This window comes from Chitinophaga sedimenti (genome assembly GCF_023156195.1).
In the GTDB taxonomy this organism is placed as follows: Bacteria; Bacteroidota; Bacteroidia; order Chitinophagales; family Chitinophagaceae; genus Chitinophaga; species Chitinophaga sedimenti.
This window is the reverse complement of record NZ_JAKUKA010000001.1, coordinates 448,376-465,376: the sequence shown is the minus strand read 5'-3', so window position 1 is coordinate 465,376 and position 17,001 is coordinate 448,376. Positions and strand designations below refer to the sequence as shown.

Sequence of the window (17,001 nt, the reverse complement as noted above, 5' to 3'; positions counted from 1 at the left end):
ACTATGCGGCCTTATAACAATATAAGATCAAACAACTAATGAATACCAGCTGAATAACTTTTCTTCACATACTCGTGAAAAGCTTTCTTAAATCCCTCCTGCTGCCGGTAACAGAAATAATCATGTACCGTACGTGTACTGGTGCGAAAGGGTAGGAAGTGTCCGTCCATAGCACGTGTCTTCACACTGTCGGTTGTTTTGCCAACTTCGTTCTTATAATTACAGCCCAGCGTAGTAGAGTTGTTTTTATAAGGTTTGATTCCAAAAGGGCCAATTAGCCTTTTGCGCTGCACGCGATCCTTTTCGTTATAACCTACGTAAAAGTAATGCCGGGTGTTTAGCGCAGGTGAAATAGTGTTGAAGGTGGTAACACCTGGCATGCCGGGTGCGTTCATAAAAAAGTAGTTTTTTGCGGCAGTGGTGGAATTTCTGTAAAGGCTCTCAGGAAAAACTTATTAAGATGAGAACAGGTATCTTTCATCTTCTGTACGGGGTGTAGCACGGTACCCGCGGCTACTGCAGCGCCAAAGGAATGTGAAATAATATTTACCTGCAGCGAGGTATCCATACCACGCATCAGTTCCCGGATCGACAAGGAAGTAAGGTAAGCTGTATTCGTAATATAGTTGTAAACCTGCCCCGTCATCGGTTCCATATCGTCGTTGATGCTACACCCGTTCTTTTTAAAACGTAGGGTTTTGGCATCGTTGCAGGGCCAAAACACCCGTACGAAAAGCACTTTTTCTTCAAATCCGTTTTGACGACACTCAGCCATAAAGTCGCGTATCAGGTCATTACCCTGTAAATGAGCAATGCTGTTAGGTACATTGTAACCGTGGATAAAGAAAACCACCCGTCGGATCTTGTTATCTTCAATAGTTTTTTTCATTTCATCTGCAAACTGCGTAAGGTAGCGGTGATTCCACTGTTGGCGGAACTTCAGCAAAAAGTGTCCGATGAGCGCAGCGGCCGCCGGGCGTAAGGTTCTATATTTCCCTTCAGGTCGCTGTAAAAGGACGAGTCGTTCCGGAAGTCAAGAGCACCATTGTGATTCCGCATCAGGGAATAGAACGTTCGTGCGCGCACATTTTTTCGGCTAACACGGTCATCCAGAAACAGAGATTGCAGGTTGTTATTATTCACCTTAGCCGGGTACACGCAGCCCACGCCGTCCAGCCGCAACGCCATGCTTTTAACCGATGCCTCACCGCATGGGAAGGGCGCTTCTAGGTTTTCACCTGCAAACTCGTACCAGTTGTCACTAATGATTTTTCTTTTTTCCAATGAAAAACGGTCATATAAAAATCCTGTGCAAAGGAAGTTGGGCGAACACTCCTGGCATCCGGGCAATAGTTGGTAGTAAGAATACAGGCGGTTCGATTTAAACTTTATCACCTGCTCTTTACCATCCGGGTGTTGAAATACGAAGTACACAGATTTGTCTCGTTTGTCTACGTAAATCTTGTTATCTTTTAATAACATGCTATCTCCCAACGCCTTGTTATCGCGCAGCCGTACCCGTTGAAAACAGATATTGGCCCCGCCATGCCGTTCGTAAAACGGTGGCATCACCATAGCAGCCTGCGTGGCTTTGTATTCAAACCCGTCAATTTCCGCGGTGCGTACCGCCACCACCTCCTCGGGTGAATTTCCTTCCGACGTAAATCCCAGTATTCTTCACGCCCGTCTTTAGAGTTCACCCGGAAGTAAAGTGTATCGCCCATACTACCTTTTAAGGTGCCGAAGCGGATCTGGTTCAGCTTAAAGATGTTTACATTCGCGTACGACTTTGGGCCAAGTCCCGGACCTATACGTGGCCTGATGGCATCTGTATAGACTTTCTCTCTCTTATTCTTCAGATAGTTGATCACAATCACCTGGTTGTATGTATCCGACACCAGCATGATCTCTGTTTCCACCGTATCACGTTTCCTTCCCGGCAACAACGAGTCGCTGCAATTACAGGGAGCGGAAAAATTACCATCACCAACATTTTTCTGCTCCTTACAGATCATCCTTACGTAAGTATCAAAAGTGTCGTCAAGCTCAGTGACATCCAGTCTGTCAAACCCAGCTGGCAATTGGTTTACGGTGTAGTAAGAAGGGCCGCCGGTAAACCAACGCCAAACTCTGGGAATGAACCAGTTGTTTTGTGCCTGGCATTCCACTGTCAGGCAGCAGGTTGCGAGCAATAAAAAGTATTTCATTTTTTAAGTCCGATTTTAGACCACTGGTAATACCCTGCAATCCCTCCGGCAGTGCTGCCTTCGTAGGGTACTAAATGCAGGGAATAGTACATGTTATTGTGAATAGTATGCTGAAAATCCGTAGAGGGATAATTGTATAAGATTGCGTACGCACCGTACCCTGGCAGTGTTGGACGCGCTAAAGGTCAGGGACGACTTGTTATAATAGTTTTCTTCCACGTCTTTATAATAGATGTAGGAATGCCCCAGCTTGTTGCTCAACTCATAAGCACTGGGCGAATACCCCGTAAATTTGCCATAACTGACTTCAAAAAGGTTAAAGGGCGCGTCATCGTTCATATGATAGGTAATAAGTGCGCCACCGGTGAAGTATCGGTCTTTGCGGTCTCCAATAGGTTTAATAAAGGGCGGTCCGTCGTTAATATAACTGATCTGCAACCTGTCCGCATGCACGTTTAAAAAGCCTACGGCTTGCCTGTTATTTAGTTTCCGGGTAAGGAACACTACATAGTTGCCCCCGCCAGAAACCGACCAGCGGTAAGGATTCTGAAGCGGAGGTTGGGTGTAGTTCTGAAAATAATATAAAGGATAGTTCCGCTCGCCGGGCCGGTATTTACCGCTTTGAAGCATCCTGTAACTGGTGCCTAATGTAAGCGTATAGGAAAAGATAACATCCGCCTCGATGCTATTTGCGAACTTTACCACCCCTGGCCGATTACTGCCAAAGCCACCGCTGTATAGCATAAAATCAACGTTAGCCGATGGGTATAGCCAGTCTCCCCCAAGCTGGTGCCTGCACCGGCCGATAGTCCAAACCGAAAGTTGACCGCTTCCAGCTTCGAATAGTCGACAATTAGTTTAATGCCATAGCCAATTTGGGAACCATTAGCATCATTTATGGTGCGAAAATTTTTCTGCCCGACCGTTACCGGCGTGGCGCATAAGTACATCAGCGCAGACAGGTAAGTGACCCGCCATAGTTGCTTGCAATGGGGCATAGTAAGCTAAATTTTACAAGGTATTCAACTGATGGTGGTTAAAATGGGGAAGTGGAGTAATTCCGTGTTTTAAATTAAAAAAACTTCTCAATATTTTATTCGCCTTTTTTAGCACATAGTGTGCATTTCAGGAAATGCGTCGTTTACGCAGAGACCAACTCATAAAAAAGCCCACAATCACTCGCAGGCCTCCAGCGGAGGAAGGGGGATTCGAACCCCGGACCTGTTACAGTCAACAGTTTTCGAGACTGCCACAATCAACCGCTCTGCCATTCCTCCGACGCAAAAATACAGTTTTCAACATATTATTGCAAGATGTACAGGTCGAACATCAACGGCGTATAAGGCGGAAGCATACTGTTCCCCGCCGCCCCGTAAGACATCCGGGACGGCAATACTGGCCGTACCCGCGTACCAGCGGGGAGCAATAACAATGCGTCATCCAATCCGGGCATGGTGCCTGCAATGGCCGCCACCGCTAATTCCTGGCGGTAGGGCCACAGTCCGTCATAGATACCCGCCCTCAAAACCGTATCCTTATTATTGCTGGCGAATACCCTGCCGCCCAAATAGCGGCCCAATGAGATGCTACTACGAGGACCAGATATACGACCCGCAGTTTTCTCATGACAACCTTTATTAAGGGCGAAACGAGTACTGCCGGTTTCGGACGAAAACGGGAGTTAAACGACTAATAACAAACTATTTAATGGGAGGTAAAAATTAGCATCTCCTTTAGCCTGGCTTTTATTTTGATGTCGATGGGCGCCGTTTTACTGCGGGCTTCCGGCAGTGGTAACCCGGGTTGCATGGGTCGTTGATGGCCGGCCGCAGTGAGCCAGGCATCTTTCATAATTGCCTGTCGTTGTGCGACCAGTTGCAACAGGTCGGTATCTATGTATTCCAGACCTTCGCCTACGGCGGCAAGGATCGATTTCGCCATGATACGATGCCCTTCGTCGCCGGGATGCACGCCATCCGCAGCGAGTTGCATATTGCTGTTTTTCATCGGATAATGCACGTCGGCAATTTGCCAGAGCTGTCGCGAAGCGATAGCAGCCAATCTGTGTAACGGTCGAGTACCGTGGCATATCCTTTCGCCCCGCCCCTTTCTTCATCATACACCGGAGGTGTTACATGAATAATCGGAATCCCCTGCGATACATATTGCTGGTGCAGCCACTGTATACCTTCTTTAAAACGGTTGAAGCGCGCCGTGTCGAATGGCAGGTAAATACCGTCGTTCATGCCGTAACAGGCGAATACAAGATCTGGCTTAACGAGCCGGATGATGCGGGACAGGCGTTCGTGCAGATCGGGGCGCGGGAACTTGCCATCAGCGTGGTTAAGTTCGGACAGGCCGCTGACGGTTTCGCTGGGAAGGCCCATGTTGATGAACTCCATTTGCTGACTGGCGTGATGTTGGAGCCAATAGGTTTCAATATAGTTGATATATCCGCCGGCGTACGTGATACTGTTGCCGAGGAAGAGGATGCGTTTGGTGGATGGGGGATGGATTGGGCGTGAAGATGCGAGGTGGCGAGGAGAAGTAATAGTAAGAGCAGCTTTTTCATAGGGAGAAGATAGTAAAATATTTACAGTGAAGTGAGTGACGCAAGTACGGCTGTATAGGAATAACGCATTGGATCCCAAAACTTATTCACTGGTTATTACCTGCGAAAGAATGTAGGTGTCAATTATATATTTCGTGACCGGCTTCAACCGGTAGTCAAAAACAACCGGGTGCTCACCGCCCCAGGTATAGAATTCCACCTTGCCGCTGATTTTTGAGTACCAGACTTTTCCTTTTGACTGATAGCTGATAGTATCCGGCCGGGTGATCCTTCTGAAATTTTTTAACCTTATACTATCTAATGCTATTATTCTTGCGCCGGGAATTTTCTGGCCGCAGGGAATTGGTTCGTAATGATCTTGCGCCCAGTACATACAGCTGCCGGACGGAGGAGTATCGCGCCACCACAACATAGCACCAGCTCCCATTGCTAATGCCAATGTAATAGTAGCCAATGTTTTGACGGGAATCAGCTTCGCTTTTTTGTAGGCCCCAGTAGGGACATTACCGGATGTTCCGGAAATTCCTCTTTTTCTCCGGTAACACCCCCTTCTCTTCCGATTGAACGCCTTCATCAAGAAAAGGTTTGTCTGCCTGCTCTTCCAGCGTAGGATTATCTTTCCATAGATCCCACGGTCTGCCGGGAAACTCCAGCAACAATGCCGGGAGTTCAACATTTTTCTCTTCAGGTTTATTCGTTCCTTCTTTCAAAAAATTCACCAACGGCCGGAACCTATCTGTATCACACCTTTTAATAATAGTTTCACAGGACTTCGAAACATCTAACTCCCCACAAAATAGCCTTATTACCTTTTCATCTCTCTTATTCAACCCTTTCTTGCATCTCATTTCGCAGTCCTTTTTGAGTTTTGCCGGCGTAAGAAACGCTAATCCATAGGAAAGGGAATTACCCTCCTTTTTTTTCAGGTAATAGGCCCAAACTGCCTGCTGATAATCAATAAAAACCTTCGTCATAGTTGAATTTATAATCGGAATTATCGGAATTACACCCGCATTTTCGGAATTACGAATGGAATACCCGGAATCACCGGAATTATTGGAATCGCTTGTAAATCAACCTATTAACCACCCTACCTTTGTTCTGCAATCGGGTAATACCTCCATAGCTAAGGGGTTTTCTGTACAGACCTGATTCGCACCGGGCAAAGAAAGCGGAAGTCGGTTATCGGCTTGGGAAGCGAAAAACAGCTTCCGTCTTCTGCGCCCATCCTTCCCAAAAAATCAAGAAGCGCTTCTTCCCGCATTCAACAAACCGCTGCCGGTTGCCCGGCAACTGGCGGCTTATTTCTAAACACATTACAAAAAACAGCCTTATGTTTTATTTCATTTTTAGCTTCATCATGGCATGCTTTGGCAATGGCCATTCCGAGAACGGCAATCATAATAACAGCGGTCAGGTTACCACTTACGGCGACACCAGTGGTGAAACCGGCACCCTCCCTCCGAGGAAGCCGTAATATTATATCTGATGGGGCAAGATTTTCTTGCCCCCTTTTTTATATCGATCAAGTTTCGATATTTTTAAGAGAAATCATCCTGCCGTGCGAGCCTCCAAAATTGTACTGTCCATTCTCTTTGCGGGTCTTTTAGCCTGCCAACCAAAACACGGTACGCCGCCCCCGATTTCCGATCCCATATTAAAAAGGGGAAAGGCTCTTTTCAATGTCGACAATGACTCGGCCTTTTACTATTTTAACCTTTTCACTACCACTGCCACCGATAGCTTGGAGATAGCCCTGGCCTACTCGTACATGGGCATCATACAAGTATACGGCGGCGATCAATATGGCGGACAGGAAAGCCTGCTGAAATCCCTTACTTACCTACAGGGGAAAGATGATCCCGAGAGTATGATGGCCAATTACCACGAGCTGGGTAATATTTGCCTGAATTTAAAGAACTACGACGCTGCCCTCAATTATTACCAGAAAACTCTCCAATATATATCTGATCCAAACTATAAATCGGTTGCCTTAAATAGCATTGCACTCACTTATCAGAAGAAAGGCGACTACGACAAAGCCATTAAATTATACCAGTCGCTGCTTGCTAAAAGTACTGAAAAGAAAACAGAATATGCCCGGCTGCTGTCCAATTACGCCAAAACCAAATGGTTAAAAGATCCGAAATACCCGGCTTCATCGGAGTTGAACCATGCCTTAAAAATCCGCAAGGATTCAAACGACACCAGGGGACTGAACGCAAGTTATGCGCATCTTACGGACTACTACTCCACCTCCCGTCCGGACTCCGCACTTTATTATGCCAAGCAGTGGTATACTACTACCCGCGAGCTTAATAACGCGGATGATGAAGTGGAGGCTCTCTCCAAGCTCATTGCCCTCAGTCCCCCGCAAGAGTTCAAAACCAACTTTATGCGTTACGAATACCTGACGGACAGTATCCAGTCTGCCAGGAACGCCGCCAAGAACCAGTTCGCCCTAATCCGGTATGAAGCTGAAAAGAATAAATCCGACAACCTGCAGTTGCAGAAGGACAATGCACAAAAAGAGCTGCAACTGATCATGCAGAGACTTGCATTGGCGGCGAGCATACTGCTTTTAGTCCTGGCTATCTACTGGTACCGGAAAAGGCGTCGGCAAATAGAAGCCGCGTCGCGGCAAGCCATACAGGAACACCAACTGGCTACCTCCCAAAAAGTACATGATGTCGTGGCGAACGGACTTTACCGCATCATGACCCACATTGAACATAATGAGGCGATAGATAAAGAACTACTGATCGATAAAATTGAGGATTTGTATGAACGATCGCGCGATATTTCCTATGAAACGCCAGCAATATCCCTTACCCCTTTTCATGAAAAGATCGATCTGTTGATGCAGTCTTTCGCATCCGAGCAAACCAGGGTAGGCATTGTGGGAAACGCAGCGCCGATATGGGACCATGTGCACCCCCAGGCGCAGCCCGAAGTTGAACATATCCTTCAGGAACTAATGATCAACATGAAAAAACATAGCCAGGCGCAGAATGTATTGATCAAATTTGAGCATAGAAATAACCAGGTGCACATCCACTATTCCGATGACGGCGTAGGAATTTCACCGCAAGTTAAATATGGCAATGGACTACTGAATACGGGAAACCGTATTGAAAAAATTGGGGGACATTCTACATTTGAGCATTCAAACAGAGGATTGAAGATTCACATTTATTTCCCAACAGCCCATTCATCATGATTAAGAAAGTACTGATAGCTGAAGATCACGAAAGCGCTAATATTTCTGTGCGGAAGACGCTGGATGACCTGGCCATTACAAACACAGAACACGTTTATTACTGTGACGATGCTATGAACAAGATCATGAGAGCCGTTACTGCTAATGATTCTTTCGATCTGCTAATTACAGACCTTTATTTCGAACCGGACATCAACAAACAGAAAATACCCGGAGGGCACGAACTCATTGCAGCTGCCAGAACCTTTCAACCTGATCTTAAAATACTGGTATTCTCCGCAGAAAACAAACCTGCTGTCATTGACCAGCTTTACAAGCAGCTGGAAATTGATGGTTTTGTTCGTAAAGCCAGGCATGATGCGCGGGAGTTGAAGGAGGCAATTAGCGAAATAGAACAACACCGCCGATATCTCCCGCGTACCATCCGGCAAATGATAGAACAAAAAAACACTTTTGCATTCTCTGAATTCGACATTACGATTGTTAAACTGCTTGCACAGGGAATGCTTCAAAAGGATATTCCCGCTTACCTTCAACGGAAGGCTATAAAGCCCTCCGGCCTTAGCAGTATTGAAAAACGGCTCAATCAAATGAAAGAGGCGCTGGGCTTTTCCAAGAATGAACAACTGGTTGCATACTGCAAGGACCTTGGCGCCATATAGAACCCAGGATTACGGGTTCCCATAAAAATTGCACTTTTTTGAGCTTTACATTTGTTTCATAAATACAAATTCCATGAAGCAATATTACTATGTAAACAAAAATGCGCAGACCAATGGCGATCATGAAGTACATGTATCCGACTGTCGTTACGCGCCGGATAGCAGCAACCGAACGTACCTGGGCGAATTCGAGTCCTGCGGAAGCGCTGTTCGCGAAGCAAAAAAGTATTATACAAAGGTGAATGGCTGCGTCTATTGCTCCAAACCGTGCCACACGAGCTAACCGCATTAATTTGTCCCGGCATCACCCAAATCACTTTACCAGAACACTAATTCTATGTGTCTGCCTGCTTACATGTCACATCAGCTGCAATAGCATTACCGTGTATATCTGCGATAGCAGACAGGCATACAGATACCACTACAGGCCGGACTGCCGGGGACTAAATACATGTACACACCGGCTAATCCGCATACCTATTGAGGAAGCAAAAAAATGGAAAGAACACTTTGCAAGTGGGAACGATAAACTTGCCGATAAGATTTAGTAAACAACCTACCTGTGTAATTATGACAACTTTCGACGACGCCCATAATTATCAGCAATTCGCGGGACTGGGAGGAGCCCTTTTGGCTTTCATGATGTCGGTCTTGGGCGCTGTAATCATCGATCAGATATTGTTTGAGAAAGATAAATACTTGGAAAACGGTGGCGTGGTACGACGCAGACAAGGCGCAGGGGACTACCGTGGTCGAGCGCTCCTCATAAAGCGATTCAGCTCCGGGCCTTTTACAGTCAAATTGTTATAACCCGCACTAAACAAAAAAGCCCGGCCAACAAGCCAGGCAAATTTCAGCGGAGGAAGAGGGATTCGAACCCCGGACCTGTTACAGTCAACAGTTTTCAAGACTGCCGCAATCGACCGCTCTGCCATTCCTCCGGCGCAAAGGTGATAAAACCGAAGGACTTTTCAAAAAATTTCTTAATAAAGTTGAAAAGTCCCTGCAACAAAGGGTTACAGGGACTTTTCCATATCGTTATTTTTTGACGGCCGGCTTCAGTGTATACATCAGGAGCTCGTCCGGACGCGTGATTCCGTCACTGTTAAGGTCCATCAGTTCTGCTGTTTTAAGCACGCTGCCCGTCAGTTCGCGTACCGTTACAAAGTCCGTATCGGGATTGGGTGCTTCGTTACCCCACCAGTACAGGAAGCGATCGGTCTTGGTGGCATCCCATTTCCAGTTGGCCATCTCAGCTGACTTCACCACGTTTCTGCTGAACGTCTGCACAATATAGGTACCCGATCCGGTCAGCTGAATAGCAACGCTGTCAATGTATGTAGAATCTACATGTCCATTATCATTGTATTCAAATTCCCAGCCGAACAGGGTTTCACCGGCTTCTTCCTTCGTTACGTACCAGCTGCGGCACAACAGTTTGGAACGATCATCCATCACAATCGGCGCTGCTTTGTTCGCTTCGATAGTAAGTGTTTTGCCACCGTTATAAGTAAGCAGAAAGCCGATATTCTTATCGGCAAAGCTGATGTTGCTGATGGAGCCGAATGCACCCAAAGATATGCTGGTACTGTCTTTCGCGGAGAATTGACCGCTGAACACATTGCCCAGCGCATCAGAAATGTAATAAGAACTGTCGCTCAGGAACTCGATAAAGCCATTGCCCATATCGGCTTCTTTAGCAAGGCCCGAAGAGAGTTTGCGGTACAGCGGACTCCCTTTTTCTACCGGCTGCCTGCGGGCTTCGAGTACGAGGCTGCCGAAAGACCATTTACCTAAAACTTTGTTATAAAGCACATTGGCAGGAGTGTCCGTTTTGGGACTGTCATCTTTAGAACAGGCGGCAAGGCATACTAAAGCCGCTATTGCTAAGGCATAGAAGGATTTCATAGGTGTTATTGGTTATAGATAATGAAAATAACTCAGAGTTGATGGGTTTCCGTTACGGCTGTACAAATACAATATTTTTAAATACCAAATAGGTTGATTTTTGTGATGAGCGTTTCGCCTTTGCCATGTGATTGCAGTATATTTCGGTTTCACTAAAAGCGCGTCATGAAACTTCCCCTGTTATCCATTCTTCCCATATTCGTCACCGTTATGTCCACCGCACAACCCAAGGCGGACCTTAAAGGATTCGTTGCCGGTAACGGCGTGACTGTACGCCAGCAAGGTTCCCTGCTGGACATTACCTGGCCCGCGGGAACATCCGCCACGGGCAAAGTAACCTTCGATCTTAGTCCCGCCAAGCCATTGTTTAAGCGTGTTTCACTGGACGGGCAACCCATCGCCACTAATATCGATCCCGCCTTCCTGCTCACGGTAGGCAAACGCGACCTGCTATCGCAAAACGGTTGGAACATCTTTTTCGATAAGGTACCCACACGGCCATTCGACACCTATCCCCTCGCCTTCCGGAAAACGGCGGCGGCGGTAAAAAGCGAAGGCAGCAGAACGATCGTTACCATCGGTCAGCTAAGAGCTGAAACTTTTGAGGGGTCGCTGGAAGTAACCTTTTATAACGGCAGTCCAATGTTCAATGTGGCCGCCGTTATTGCTTCTCCCAAAGATGCCAAAGCCATCGTGTTCGACGCGGGACTGATCAGTCAGGATGCTTCCTGGCAAAAGGTTTCCTGGATCAATACGGGTGACAGCCTGATGCAGCAACCGGTGCGCGCAGGCGACACCGCACAGCACCTGGCCGTTAAGTATCGCAGCATTGCAGCTTCCGGCGCGCAAGGTGCCCTGGCGGTTTTTCCACCTCCGCATCAATATTTTTATCCGTTGGATGAAGCGTTCAACCTGCGCTTTACCTGGTATGGCGATCAATACCGTCACCTGCTGAAAGGTTACGGCATCGGTATCCGACAGGAACTGGAAGGCGACAAGCGTTTTGTGCCCTGGTTTAATGCGCCCCCGGCAGCAAACAGCGCCTGAACTTCTTTTGCCTCATCGACAACCGGAACGCGGAAGCAGCTTTTACAGCCGTAAAGAAATTCACGCATGACGATCAATATGTAAAACTGCCCGGGTTCAAAACCATGTCGAGCCACTTTCATAATGAATATGTGATGAATGTGATGATGCCCGGCAAAAAGATCCGCCGTCCTTCGTCAACGTATTTAAAAAGATGGGGGTCGACATCGTCCACCTCGCGGAATTCCACTATACAGCAGACCCGAAAGGCCGGATGAAAAACGTTTACCACAGCTGAAAGCGCTGTTTGAATTGTGTGAAACGCAGTCGGACAAAGACTTCCTGTTATTGCCCGGCGAAGAGCCCAACGAGTTCTTCGGCGGTCACTGGCTCGACATATTTCCCAAACCGGTGTATTGGGTAATGTCGCGCAAACAGGGCGTGCCGTATGTAGAAGATAAGCCCGGCTACGGCAAGGTATACCATGTGGGAAATAAAGAAGAAATGTTGCGCCTGCTGGAAGATGAGCAGGGACTGGCATGGACGGCGCACCCGCGCACAAAAGGTTCTGTAAATACACCCGACATCTATAATCACGAACCCTTCTTTTTATCGGACCGGTTCATGGGCGCCGCCTGAAAGCAATGCCCGCCGACCTCTCCAAGCCGCGACTCGGCTTACGTGTGCTCGACCTGATGGATGACATGAATAATTGGGGATTGAAAAAAACAGTGATCTGCGAAGCCGACCTGTTTACCATCACCCCGCAAATGAAATGTACGCCCACATGAACGTAAACTACCTGATGCTGGACAAGTTACCGAAGTACCGGGACAGCTGGCAGCCGATCCTTTCCGCGATGCAGCATGGCCGCTTCTTTGGCTCTACGGGCGAAGTGCTGATGCCCTCGTTAACCGTTAACGGTAAAACGTCCGGCAACACCCTGCAGCTGAAAGCCAACGGCACCGCGGAAATTAAACTCACGCTCGACTGGACCTTCCCATTACAGTTTGTGGAAGTCATTTCGGGTGACGGCGAAAAAGTATACCGTGAAAAACATACGTTGCAGCAAACCACCGCATTTGGCCGCGACACTTTTACTTTTAACAGCCCGCTGCGCGGCCGCAAATGGGTACGCGTGGAGGCCTGGGATGTAGCGGTGAACGGCGCGTTCAGCCAGACTTTCTATATCAGATAAGCACATCAACCTAAATAAAAAAAAGCCCATGCAGCCGTTTCTGCATGGGCTTTTTTGCGTATTTTCAGGAACGAGTCGACATCATCCATCCCAAAAACTTTAACCCTGAACGTATGAAAAGATCAATCGCCAGGCCGTTGTGGTCATTCACGGTATGGGCGAACAACGCCCCATGAACACGCTCCGCGAATTTGTAGATGGTGTGAAATGGCAGATGGAGCAACTGGATCCCACGGAGAAAAAGGTAAAAGTCCGCAGCAAAGCCGATAGTGTCGGCGACATTTATGAAACAGTGCGATTGAGTATGGAAAGCAATTTTAAATCGCGGCGGCCCATCACTGACTTTTATGAATTTTACTGGGCGCATAACATGCGCGGCAATACTTTCGGCACAGCATCCACCTGGCTGAAACATGTGGTATTTAAATGGCCCGGGCAAATACCGCCGCACCTAAGACACCTGTGGTGGAAGGTATGGACCATCTTCATTATTGCCGGTTTAACCGCACTGGCCATCTCCTTCTTTTTCCAAACCACACCACTGGTTAAAACAGTAATCGCGATCAGCAGCGGCGCTTTGGTATCGTTCATCATGGGGCTGATGGGTTCTTTTGTCAAGAGCTCTTTTCTGAATTCGCTCGGCGATGTGGCCCGCTACTTTACGCCCGATCCGGATAATATCGGCGAGCGGAGCAACATCCGACAGCAGGGCATTGCTTTTCTGAAAAAGCTGCACGACATTAGCAATATTACTAAACCAGACCGCATCATCGTGGTGGCGCATAGCCTGGGATCGGCCGTGGCATATGATTTCATCAGGTTGTTGTGGGCCGAATACGGACCGGTTTACAAATCGCTGCCCAAAGAAAAACAGGAAGCGCTGGACCGCGTAAATGTTTTCGCCCAAGCCCCCGACACGATAACTGGCAATTACGAAGCCTTTGCCGACGCGCAACACGACTGCTGGCAGGAATGTAATGCTATGGGCAATCCCTGGCTGATTACGGATTTCATTACGCTGGGCGCAGCCGTCAATTCACTGGATTACTTTATGGTGAGCAAGGTACCGTCAACAAATTAATTGAACAAAGGGAATTACCCGTTTGTCCGCCCGTACCGGACGATAAAGACGATAAAATTTATTTCCGTGCATACAGACGCGAACATCCGACAGATGCGAAGAGAAAGGGTTATAACGCACCGCACAACGCCGCTCCTTTTGCACTTACGCGGTGGACAAATATCTATTTCACCTCCGATTTCGTGGGCGGTAACATGCAACGCGTGTTCGGCAAAGGGGTGAAAGACATTCCCATAGCACGTAAGTCTGCACTGCTTTTCCCATCCGGCCATACTGACTACTGGACAGGCGGAAAGGATAATGCCGCGCTGCAGGCTATTGTGTCGGCGCTGCGATTGAGTAATGTAAGTGATGAACCGGAGAATGACGATATTGAGGATTAATTGATAACCATGCGACATCACCAGGAATATGAGCCGCCCGAAGCCCTTCGCGATACCATTCAATGTTTCTGGTATGAGCGCCGGGAATTTGAGCACGCGCCATCCAGCTTCCAGGTGGAGCCGGATGGGTATGCGGAGATCATTTTCCATTTCAGCCATCTTTCCTATAATACGACGCCACTTCCCTCTCCCTTTTTGATGGGACTACTCAATCAGCCGGTTACTTTTCATATCGAAAACCGGTTGGAAATTATTGGGGTCAGATGTTTTCCCTGGACGGTTGCCGATCTGCTGGGATTGCCATCGGGAAAAGGTGTGCGTATATTCGAACATCCTGTTGCACACTTGCAGCCTATCTTACAAAATCTAATCCAGGCAGATAAAATAGCAGCCGCTATTCGCCATGTACAGCAATATTTTTTAGAAACGAGGGCGCAGGTGCCGGCCGACACGATGCTGTATAAGGCCGGAGTAGCCATGCGAAAGGCAAACGGCGCTATACCGGTAAGCCAGATAGCCGCGGCGGCGCATGCAACCGTGCGTACACTGGAGAGAAAATTCAAACAATCATCCGGACATACCGTGAAAGACGTAACGGGATTGATGCGCTTTGAGCAGGTGCGCAATCGCCTATGGTGGGAGCCTGATGTAAACATTGCGGGGCTCGCGATAGAGTTGGGCTACGCCGATCAATCGCATTTAAGCAGGGAATTCAAAAGATATAGCGGCGCTACACCTGCAGCTTTTGCCCGCAAAGCGAAGCAAGCGCAAAAATCCGCGAAAGATGATTTTGTCGCGTTTATACAAGCCTGACATCAAGCCGTGGCGGAACTTTGCCGCATGAAATCAACTTACGATGTTATTATTGCCGGCGCAGGCCCTGTTGGCTTGTTTCTCGCCTGCGAGCTGGCACTCGCACAATGTGCGGTACTAATATTAGAAAAGTCGGAAAACGCCAGTTCTCCGTTGAAACAAATGCCTTTCGGCGTGCGCGGCCTCACCTCTCCTTCAATTGAAGCCCTGCACCGGCGTGGGTTACTGCACGACTTGGAAATACATAAGCATTTTAAAACGCCACATAGCACGCCTGCTAAAGCCACGCGCCGCCAGGTAGGGCACTTTGCCGGTATTTCTATTTATGAAGATAAAATTGATCCGTCGCTATGGCCTTATCGCCTGCCCGGCGATACGCCTCCCAATATCATGTCAGAAATGGCGGAATTAGAATCCGTATTGATGCGCCGCGCGGAAGCACTGGGTGTCGTGATCCGTCGCGGGTTGGCGGTTACCGGTTTTCATCAGGCAAACGATCACGTAACGGTCCATTCGGATGACCGTACTTTTACCGCGCAATGGCTGGTCGGCTGTGATGGTAGTCGCAGTATTGTCCGCAAGCTGGGTGGATTCGCATTTGATGGCACGGAGCCGACGTTTACGGGCTATTCGGCAAAGGTTGATATCGCCAATCCAGAAGTATTGAAGCCGGGCAGGAATATGACCGCAACCGGCATGTACCTGCAATCGCAGCCTGGTTACCTGCTGATACAGGACTTCGACGGCGGCGCGTTTCATCAATCGCAGCACGCACCAACATTAGCACATATGCAGGAAGTAATCCGCCGCATTTCCGACACGGACGCAACCATCACCAACGTCCACATGGCTACTACCTGGACCGACCACTCCCGCCAAGCCACTGCTTACCGCAACGGCCGTGTGCTATTAGCCGGCGATGCCGCGCACATCCACTCCCCGCTCGGTGGGCAGGGACTTAATCTGGGTATCGGTGACGCGATGAACCTTGGCTGGAAACTCGCAGCGACTATTCATAACAAAGCCCCGGAAGGCCTGTTGGACAGCTATTACAACGAAAGGCATCCGTTAGGTGCACAGGTACTTGACTGGTCACGTGCACAGGTAGCCATCATGAAACCTACGCCGGAAGCCCGTGCGCTGAACACCATTATGCGCGACCTTATCGACACACGCGATGGCGCCACATATATTGCGGGCAGGATATGGGGAATGTTCACACAATATGATTTCGGAGCAAATCATCCGCTGGTCGGCCGCAGTGTGCCCAATTTCACTTTTGAAAATGGTGACGTTATGGGTGATTTGATGCATGACGGGGCGGCGATATTGCTCGGTGATGCTTCGCTTAAACACCTGGCCGACGATTATGGCATAAAGCACATACCCGGTGATGCAAATGTGGGTACCGTACTGATAAGGCCTGACGGAATTGTTGCCTGGGTAGGCGTTGACGGACTTCAAAGTGCGATGGAACAGTGGTTTACAAAACAGTAATCGTCGGTGCAGCGCCCCATTTCGCTATTAAATCTGTAGTAAGTAAGTTGAAAGGTTGCGCCGTACCGCCTAATTCTCCGCAGTAATTGCTGAACACCACCTGCGCAATCCGGTAATGCCTAATCACGTAGGCGCAAAGAATGCAAGGCTCCATATTGGAATACAACGTTGCTCCCTCACAGGAACCGTGATGCTGTACCGCATCCAGAACGGCTACCACTTCGGCATGGCGGGTTACATCTTTCAGCCGGCGGCTTTGCTCCGTGCCTTCGCCGATAATGGCGCCATCCTTTACGATCACGCTGCCGACCGGGCTTTCGCCTGCCGCAGCGGCTTGCTTTGCCAGTTCAAGACAACGGTTTAAGTAGATGAGATGCTCTTCCATGATCGTATTAAAATGAAAACGCCCGGCTATAAGCCAGGCACCCTAGCCC

The 17,001-nt window shown here is 48.5% G+C and carries 24 protein-coding genes and 2 tRNA genes; 11 read left to right on the top strand and 15 right to left on the bottom strand.

From position 1 onward, the window contains the following. Window positions 1–35: 35 nt before the first annotated feature. The 12 genes from MKQ70_RS02725 to MKQ70_RS02670 all read right to left on the bottom strand — a co-directional run bounded on the left by MKQ70_RS02725 (window position 36) and on the right by MKQ70_RS02670 (window position 6,181). Complete coding sequence (locus tag MKQ70_RS02725) at window positions 36–395, bottom strand: hypothetical protein (RefSeq protein WP_248067627.1); 360 nt, start codon at window positions 393–395, stop codon at window positions 36–38. Next, window positions 392–946, bottom strand: a complete 555-nt coding sequence (locus tag MKQ70_RS02720) for an alpha/beta hydrolase (protein WP_248067626.1) — start codon at window positions 944–946, stop codon at window positions 392–394. The genes MKQ70_RS02725 and MKQ70_RS02720 overlap by 4 nt, the downstream gene beginning before the upstream one ends. Then, window positions 940–1,635 carry a hypothetical protein gene (locus MKQ70_RS02715; protein ID WP_248067623.1) on the bottom strand — a complete coding sequence of 232 codons (696 nt, stop codon included), beginning with the start codon at window positions 1,633–1,635 and terminating at the stop codon, window positions 940–942. The genes MKQ70_RS02720 and MKQ70_RS02715 overlap by 7 nt, the downstream gene beginning before the upstream one ends. Beyond that, entirely contained in the window at window positions 1,569–2,207 is a 639-nt protein-coding gene (locus MKQ70_RS02710) for a hypothetical protein (protein ID WP_248067620.1), read from the bottom strand. Before MKQ70_RS02710 ends, MKQ70_RS02715 begins: the two co-directional genes overlap by 67 nt. Window positions 2,208–2,300: 93 nt before the next feature. Continuing rightward, window positions 2,301–3,014, bottom strand: coding sequence for a polymorphic toxin type 23 domain-containing protein (locus tag MKQ70_RS02705; protein ID WP_504909701.1), 714 nt, complete (start codon window positions 3,012–3,014; stop codon window positions 2,301–2,303). 386 nt (window positions 3,015–3,400) lie between these two features. Further along, window positions 3,401–3,484 (bottom strand) — tRNA-Ser (locus MKQ70_RS02700). A 26-nt stretch (window positions 3,485–3,510) separates the two neighbouring features. Next, complete coding sequence (locus tag MKQ70_RS02695) at window positions 3,511–3,774, bottom strand: FKBP-type peptidyl-prolyl cis-trans isomerase (RefSeq protein WP_248067614.1); 264 nt, start codon at window positions 3,772–3,774, stop codon at window positions 3,511–3,513. Window positions 3,775–3,911: 137 nt separating this feature from the next. Then, window positions 3,912–4,199, bottom strand: coding sequence for a hypothetical protein (locus MKQ70_RS02690; RefSeq protein ID WP_248067598.1), 288 nt, complete (start codon window positions 4,197–4,199; stop codon window positions 3,912–3,914). 11 nt (window positions 4,200–4,210) lie between these two features. After that, window positions 4,211–4,858 carry an SGNH/GDSL hydrolase family protein gene (locus MKQ70_RS02685; protein WP_248067595.1) on the bottom strand — a complete coding sequence of 216 codons (648 nt, stop codon included), beginning with the start codon at window positions 4,856–4,858 and terminating at the stop codon, window positions 4,211–4,213. A gap of 3 nt (window positions 4,859–4,861) precedes the next feature. Then, window positions 4,862–5,356, bottom strand: a complete 495-nt coding sequence (locus MKQ70_RS02680) for a hypothetical protein (protein WP_248067592.1) — start codon at window positions 5,354–5,356, stop codon at window positions 4,862–4,864. Next, window positions 5,283–5,753, bottom strand: a complete 471-nt coding sequence (locus tag MKQ70_RS02675) for a hypothetical protein (protein ID WP_248067589.1) — start codon at window positions 5,751–5,753, stop codon at window positions 5,283–5,285. The genes MKQ70_RS02680 and MKQ70_RS02675 overlap by 74 nt, the downstream gene beginning before the upstream one ends. 290 nt (window positions 5,754–6,043) lie before the next feature. Beyond that, the gene (locus MKQ70_RS02670; protein WP_248067586.1) at window positions 6,044–6,181 is read right to left on the bottom strand and encodes a hypothetical protein; all 138 of its coding nucleotides are present in this window, start codon (window positions 6,179–6,181) and stop codon (window positions 6,044–6,046) included. A 342-nt stretch (window positions 6,182–6,523) separates the two neighbouring features. Here MKQ70_RS02670 and MKQ70_RS02665 point away from each other — a divergent pair, with 342 nt between their 5' ends. The 3 genes from MKQ70_RS02665 (at window position 6,524) to MKQ70_RS02655 (ending at window position 8,944) form a co-directional block, all read left to right on the top strand. After that, window positions 6,524–7,999 (top strand): tetratricopeptide repeat-containing sensor histidine kinase, encoded by a 1,476-nt coding sequence (locus MKQ70_RS02665; RefSeq protein WP_248067583.1) that lies wholly within the window; start codon window positions 6,524–6,526, stop codon window positions 7,997–7,999. Beyond that, window positions 7,996–8,661, top strand: a complete 666-nt coding sequence (locus MKQ70_RS02660) for a response regulator (protein ID WP_248067580.1) — start codon at window positions 7,996–7,998, stop codon at window positions 8,659–8,661. The genes MKQ70_RS02665 and MKQ70_RS02660 overlap by 4 nt, the downstream gene beginning before the upstream one ends. 73 nt (window positions 8,662–8,734) lie before the next feature. Next, the gene (locus MKQ70_RS02655) at window positions 8,735–8,944 is read left to right on the top strand and encodes a hypothetical protein (RefSeq protein WP_248067575.1); all 210 of its coding nucleotides are present in this window, start codon (window positions 8,735–8,737) and stop codon (window positions 8,942–8,944) included. Between the two features lie 574 nt (window positions 8,945–9,518). Here the strand turns inward: MKQ70_RS02655 and MKQ70_RS02650 are convergent. Next, window positions 9,519–9,602 (bottom strand) — tRNA-Ser (locus MKQ70_RS02650). Window positions 9,603–9,699: 97 nt separating this feature from the next. Further along, window positions 9,700–10,569 carry a hypothetical protein gene (locus tag MKQ70_RS02645; protein WP_248067572.1) on the bottom strand — a complete coding sequence of 290 codons (870 nt, stop codon included), beginning with the start codon at window positions 10,567–10,569 and terminating at the stop codon, window positions 9,700–9,702. Window positions 10,570–10,734: 165 nt separating this feature from the next. Between MKQ70_RS02645 and MKQ70_RS02640 the strand changes: the two genes are divergently transcribed. The 8 genes from MKQ70_RS02640 to MKQ70_RS02605 all read left to right on the top strand — a co-directional run bounded on the left by MKQ70_RS02640 (window position 10,735) and on the right by MKQ70_RS02605 (window position 16,567). After that, entirely contained in the window at window positions 10,735–11,616 is an 882-nt protein-coding gene (locus MKQ70_RS02640) for a hypothetical protein (RefSeq protein WP_248067569.1), read from the top strand. Between the two features lie 291 nt (window positions 11,617–11,907). Continuing rightward, entirely contained in the window at window positions 11,908–12,234 is a 327-nt protein-coding gene (locus tag MKQ70_RS02635) for a hypothetical protein (RefSeq protein WP_248067566.1), read from the top strand. A gap of 5 nt (window positions 12,235–12,239) precedes the next feature. After that, window positions 12,240–12,386, top strand: a complete 147-nt coding sequence (locus MKQ70_RS02630) for a hypothetical protein (protein WP_248067563.1) — start codon at window positions 12,240–12,242, stop codon at window positions 12,384–12,386. Continuing rightward, complete coding sequence (locus tag MKQ70_RS02625; RefSeq protein ID WP_248067560.1) at window positions 12,383–12,793, top strand: CehA/McbA family metallohydrolase domain-containing protein; 411 nt, start codon at window positions 12,383–12,385, stop codon at window positions 12,791–12,793. The genes MKQ70_RS02630 and MKQ70_RS02625 overlap by 4 nt, the downstream gene beginning before the upstream one ends. A gap of 139 nt (window positions 12,794–12,932) precedes the next feature. Beyond that, on the top strand, window positions 12,933–13,874 hold the full coding sequence (locus MKQ70_RS02620) for a hypothetical protein (RefSeq protein ID WP_248067557.1): 942 nt from the start codon (window positions 12,933–12,935) through the stop codon (window positions 13,872–13,874). Between the two features lie 182 nt (window positions 13,875–14,056). Continuing rightward, window positions 14,057–14,257, top strand: coding sequence for a hypothetical protein (locus tag MKQ70_RS02615; protein WP_248067554.1), 201 nt, complete (start codon window positions 14,057–14,059; stop codon window positions 14,255–14,257). Window positions 14,258–14,266: 9 nt separating this feature from the next. Further along, a complete protein-coding gene (locus tag MKQ70_RS02610) occupies window positions 14,267–15,070 on the top strand; it encodes an AraC family transcriptional regulator (protein ID WP_248067552.1) in 804 nt (267 codons plus the stop codon). Between the two features lie 27 nt (window positions 15,071–15,097). Then, window positions 15,098–16,567: an FAD-dependent monooxygenase gene (locus tag MKQ70_RS02605; protein ID WP_248067539.1), complete on the top strand. Its 1,470-nt coding sequence runs from the start codon at window positions 15,098–15,100 to the stop codon at window positions 16,565–16,567. On the opposite strand, the gene MKQ70_RS02600 is transcribed toward MKQ70_RS02605, so the two are convergent. Next, window positions 16,554–16,952 (bottom strand): nucleoside deaminase, encoded by a 399-nt coding sequence (locus MKQ70_RS02600; RefSeq protein WP_248067537.1) that lies wholly within the window; start codon window positions 16,950–16,952, stop codon window positions 16,554–16,556. The two genes, MKQ70_RS02605 and MKQ70_RS02600, sit on opposite strands and share 14 nt — an antisense overlap. Window positions 16,953–17,001 lie beyond the last annotated feature (49 nt).